Source organism: Prosthecobacter sp. (assembly GCF_029946185.1).
GTDB lineage: Bacteria > Verrucomicrobiota > Verrucomicrobiia > Verrucomicrobiales > Verrucomicrobiaceae > Prosthecobacter.
On record NZ_JAQSEA010000088.1, the window covers coordinates 1 to 5,101 of the forward strand.

Below are 5,101 nucleotides of genomic sequence, written 5' to 3' on the forward strand. Positions count from 1 at the left end.
CACCTCAATTAACCATCAAATGACAAAGTACAGAAATTATAGCTTAACGGCATTGCGCCTAAGTTCAGAATCAAAGGCGGGACGCCTCGATCCTTTGACAGGCCGGAGGCCTATCCTCCGTGTGATGAGGGCTGACTGGGCACGCGGTCGGGTATGGACTTGTCGTAGTCATCGCTGTTCAGTGCATCGAGGAAGGCTTTGATCGGCGAGTGGTCTTCGGGGAGCATGTTCATCTGGCGGAGCAGGGGATCGAGCGGGGGCAGGGTGCTGGTGTCGCCGCCTTCGAGGGTCTCGGCGGCTTGATCCATGAGGCGGTCGTAGAAGAGCAGGACTTCATCGAGCGTGAGATTGCCGCCGTGGTGCATGTAGGGCGCGGTGTGCTTTAGATTGCGCAAAGAAGGCGTGCGGAATTCGGTGCGTTGGGTGGCGGAGTCGGTGAGGCCGATGGCGTGCAGTTTGTAGTCGGAGAGCATGGGGCCGTTGTGGCAGAGGGCGCAGCCTGCTTTCTGAAAGGCGGCCATGCCCTGCTGCTGTTCGGCGGTCATCGCGGTTTTGTCGCCACGCATGAAGCGGTCGAAGGGGGAATCGGGTGTGATGAGCGTGCGCTCATACGCGGCGATGGCGTGGGTGACTTTCTCGGCGGTGATCACACTTTGAAACAGCGTCACGTATTCCGGGATGGCTTTCAGACGTGCGACCATTTGCGGGACGGCGTCGGCTTCATTGCAAACATCGCTGCGCATTTCTGCGTCCTGACGAATCGGCACGAGTGCCTGCGCTTCGAGACTGCGCACCCGGTTATCCCAAAACATGGGCGACTGGGTGGGATCAAACGGCTTGCCGGATTCGATGCCGTTGAAGGCCACGTTGAGGATCGTGGGCGTGTTGCGTGTCAGGGGCTGGAAGGCGGCGCCTTGCGCCAGTCTGCGCGCGGGGCCGATGCCGCTGGCATGCACGCCGAGCGGTGTGGGCCGGCCATCGGCCCAGCCGTGCTGCGGGTGGTGGCAGGTGGCGCAGGAAACATCGCGCGTGGCGGAGAGGATGGGATCAAAGAACAGCAGGCGACCGAGGGAGATCTTGGCTGGCGTGTCGCTCGGCAGCGAGGCTGAGCGTGGCAATGCTTCAATCTGCGTATTTGGCAACGGCGCAGCGGGCGCAGTTGCCAGGATCACGACAAGGAGGAAGAGCATGGGGATTCAACGCGCCTCGACAGCACAGCGTTGCATGCCAAAGAGCCTTGGAGCGCTGACTTCAGCCCGCAGAAGGTTTCGGGTACGTGGGAAGGGTTTGTGTGGGTTCGCTGTGTGTGGCAGGCAGGAGACTCTGGAGGTGTGATACCAGGCTCAATAGAAAACAGGTCTGTTCGCTGAGAGGGCATGCAGGCTTTCTGGAACGTAGGTCGGTCGTGTTTGGCGTCGAGGGCTGCCCATGCTCCATCGCCACTTTCGCCAAACCGCCCGACTGCGAGGACGTTCGTACGCCATAGCGCTGGGGTGCGCTCAAGGCTGCTCGAACGCTCGGAGGCTCAAGACGCTTGCCTTACGCGCATGGACGGACGGGCTGTCGCCACGTCCATCCTACGTCCCAGCATGAAGCGCCGTGCCTGTTCCTCTGCTTGGAAAACAGGCCTGTTCCTTCAGACTCATTTTCAACTATTCATGGTATGAATGTGAAAGGAAAATGCGGTGCCTGAGGATGCTGGCGGAGTGCTGCGGAATAAATTCCGCGCTCCTGGGCGCTGCGCGTATCAGAGCGCGCCTGGCAGGAGAGGGATCATCTTGATCCCTCTGCGCTCCGCCTCGTCCAGGATTCAGGGAGTTCCCAGAGTGGGATCAGGATGATCCCACTCCTATCGGAGCGATTCATCAAGAGGGCGGTCGGCATGGCGTAGAAATTCCTGCACATCACGCTCGGCCTGCGCGGCGCGTGCATGACCTGCGGCGCGATAGGTTTTGAGGCGAAACTCCAGGAACTGGCGCTGCCACGGGGGATTGGGTTCGAACTGGGAGAGCACCTCGATCTGCTGCGCGGAGGAGAGCAGGGGGATGATCTGGATCAGCGTGTTCATGCGGCTTGGTTCAGCGAGTCCGCCGGGGAACGGTTGCTGGAGGACGGCCATGAACTGCGGCACGAGATCGCGATTGTTCGCTGCAAGCGGTGGAACCAGCGAGAGCGCGGTCTGCACGGATGAAAGTCGTACCCAGACTTGGGGGCGCATGTCCTTGAATCCATCGAGCAGGTGAGAGGCGGCATCGTCGTAGGATTCGTGGCGAAAGGCGGACAGCGCGGCGGCGAAGTGGGCATCGGCAGGCCAGTCTTTGCGCAGGGCATCAACATAGGGCGGCAGTTGCTCGGCGGTACCTGCTTGGGCGGCGGATTCCAGCAGCATCAACTGCTCAAAGGGACTGGCGGGTGTGCCGGTCCATGTGGTGAGGACTTCATTGAAGTTTCCTTTGGCAAAGGCGGCGGTGGCTTCGGCGCGGCGTTGGTCATCGCCATCGAGATCGGAGGGGATGGAGGAGGTGGCACCGTCCGCCGCGAGCATGCGCAGGCGCTCATACGTGAGGCGGGTGCGGTTGATCTGCGCGGCAAGGTGGGCGGGTACATCCATCTCCTGCTCGATGGCCATGGAGAGCACTTGCGTGGTCTCAAACGTGTTGTCTTTGGAGAGGGCGCGGGCAAAGCCGTACTCCAGCAAGTTGCGGTCATCGGTGTTGATGTTGGCTGGTGTGGCTTGCAGCAGGCTGCGGGCAAAGTCGGGGGAGGCCAGATGATGGGCGAGCACGCCTTCGACGGAGTTCGTGAGCCAGACGCGTTTGAGCGCTTCGGCCATCAAGGGCTGCGTGATGCGGGTGCGCAATTGGTCCATGGTATATGCTGGTGCCGTGAGGTGGCCGATGAAGAGGAGATCGTTGGGGCCGGAGATCCACGTCTCCACATGGGGAAACACGGAGGTGAGCGTGGCATAGACTTGGCGGATGGCTTGCGCATCCACTTCATAACCCTGCACCCATTGGGCAAAGAGACCATGCTCATTGAGCCGGGCTTTGGCGGCGGCGTAGAACTCCTGCGTGAAGAGGGTGGAGACTCCGGCGCGGTAGGGATTGGAGGGTTCGGAGATGATCAGATCGTAGTGGCTGCCAGCGGCCAGCAGAGCTTCGCGGGCATCGCCGGGAATGAGGCGAACGTTGGCTTTGTTCAGCACATCGCGATTCACCGGTGCGAAGTGATGGCGCGCCAAGCTGGCCATGGCGGGTTCCAGTTCCACCACATCCACCTGCTTCATCTCAGGCACATCTGCGACCCAGCCTGCCGTCGTGCCGGTGCCGAGGCCGACGATGAAGGCGCTGTGCGGCGCGGGGTGCAGCAGCGCTGGCACGAGGCCTTGCATCACCTGCGTGTCGGCATCGCCAAAGGCGGAGCCGTCGGATTTGCCGTTCACGTAAAGGCAGTAGCCGTCATCACTGTCCACGGCGGCCACGCTGGCCTCACGACCCTCAAATTCATGCGCGATCTTCCAGCGACTCGCATGCAGCCAGCCGCGCAGGCCATTGATGGAATTCGGCAGCGACTCCACGCGGCCGTAGCCGATGGGCTTGTGCCGCCATGCAGCGGTGGGGCCGGTGGGCGCGAACATTAGCCAGCCCGCGCTGAGCCATAAGGCTGCGATCACGGGCCAAGACCACCGAGAAGCAGACTGTGCTCCGAGGATTGCCGCGCCGAGGCTGAGCAGCAGCGTCAGCAGAAACACCCCGCGCCAGGCACCGAGTGCCGTCAGCCATGGCAGCAGCACAAAGCCTCCGGCGAGCGAGCCAGCGATGGCCCCGAGAGTATTCGCCGCATACGCGTAGCCCACATGCCGACCCGCATTGCGACTGCCGCTGCCCAGCAAACCTACGAGCAGCGGGAACTGCACGCCCGCGAGAATCGATGGTGCAAGTACGAGCAGGCTGGCGATCAGGGTCCAGCCAGTGATCTGTCCGGGCAGTCCCAGCGAGCGCAGTTGATTCACCTCAATGGCGAAGACGGCGATGCGGTCGCCGAGGGCAAAGGGCACTGCCAGAAACAGCGCCTGCCATGCCGCCACGCGTGCCAGTGCCGCCAGTGTGACCGCACCGGCCCGCGCCGCCCAGAGCATGCGATAGAGAAATCCACCCAGGCCGATGCCAGCGAGTGCCAGTGCCAAGATCAAGCCGAAGCCATACACGGAACTGCCGAGCAACGGCGAGAGGATGCGGAACCAGACGAGTTCGCTGAGGAAAAAGGTGAAGCCGGTGATGCCTGCGGCGAGATAGAGAAAGCGTGTCGTCAGCCCCCTGGAATCTTCCTCTTCCTTCATCTCCTCCTTCTTTGGAGCGGCAACCGGCTTTTCACCACGCGCCACATACCACGCCATGCCACCAATCAGCAGATTCACTCCCGCAGCCGCCATGACGGTGGTGCGGATGCCCCAGAGTTCCAGCAGCCAGAAGGTGCTCAGCAGCACACCTGCGAGTGCGCCGAGGGTGTTGACCCCATACAGCACGCCCAGGCTGCCGCGCTGGGTGTCCTGATCTGTCTCCACCCATTTGAAAGCCGCAGGCAGGCTGCCGCCCATCAGCAGGCAGGGCGGTGCCAGCACCACGGTGGCGAGCAAAAGCTGCAGCAGCGTGGCCGGCACCTGACCCAGCGTGGCAATGCCGCCGGTACTGAGATAAAGGGAACGCACCAGCGAGAGCAGCAGCGGCGTCAGCAAGGCCGCGATTCCCACACCGAGTTCGATCCACGCATACAGCCGCAGCGGATTCGCGGAGGCTTCCGCTTTGCGGCCAAACAGCGCACTGCCTGCGCCCATCGCGCCCATAAAGATCGCCAGCACGGCGGCGGTGGCCGGGGTGGCCCCTCCGAAGACGAGCCGGAATTCCCGCAGCCAGGCCATTTGGTAAATGAGCGCGCAGGCCCCGGAGAGCGCCAGCAGCGTGGCGAGTAAGGGGAGCCGGAGAGGGGACCGTTGAACGTTGTTTACGGTTGTTGACTGTGGGTGACGGTTGATGGCGGTGGAACGTGAGAGATTCGGGCTGAGTGGATAACAACGCGCAACCACCGTCAAGCCTTGGAAACG

At 62.4% G+C, this 5,101-nt stretch carries 2 protein-coding genes; both read right to left on the reverse strand.

Features of this window, described 5'->3' with window-relative positions; translation table 11 throughout:
* Positions 1–110: 110 nt before the first annotated feature.
* A complete protein-coding gene (locus PSV43_RS06890) occupies positions 111–1,190 on the reverse strand; it encodes a cytochrome-c peroxidase (protein ID WP_300194877.1) in 1,080 nt (359 codons plus the stop codon).
* A 659-nt stretch (positions 1,191–1,849) separates the two neighbouring features.
* Positions 1,850–5,101 (reverse strand): fused MFS/spermidine synthase (locus PSV43_RS06895; RefSeq protein WP_300194879.1); only part of this gene is annotated, 3,252 nt, incomplete at its 5' end.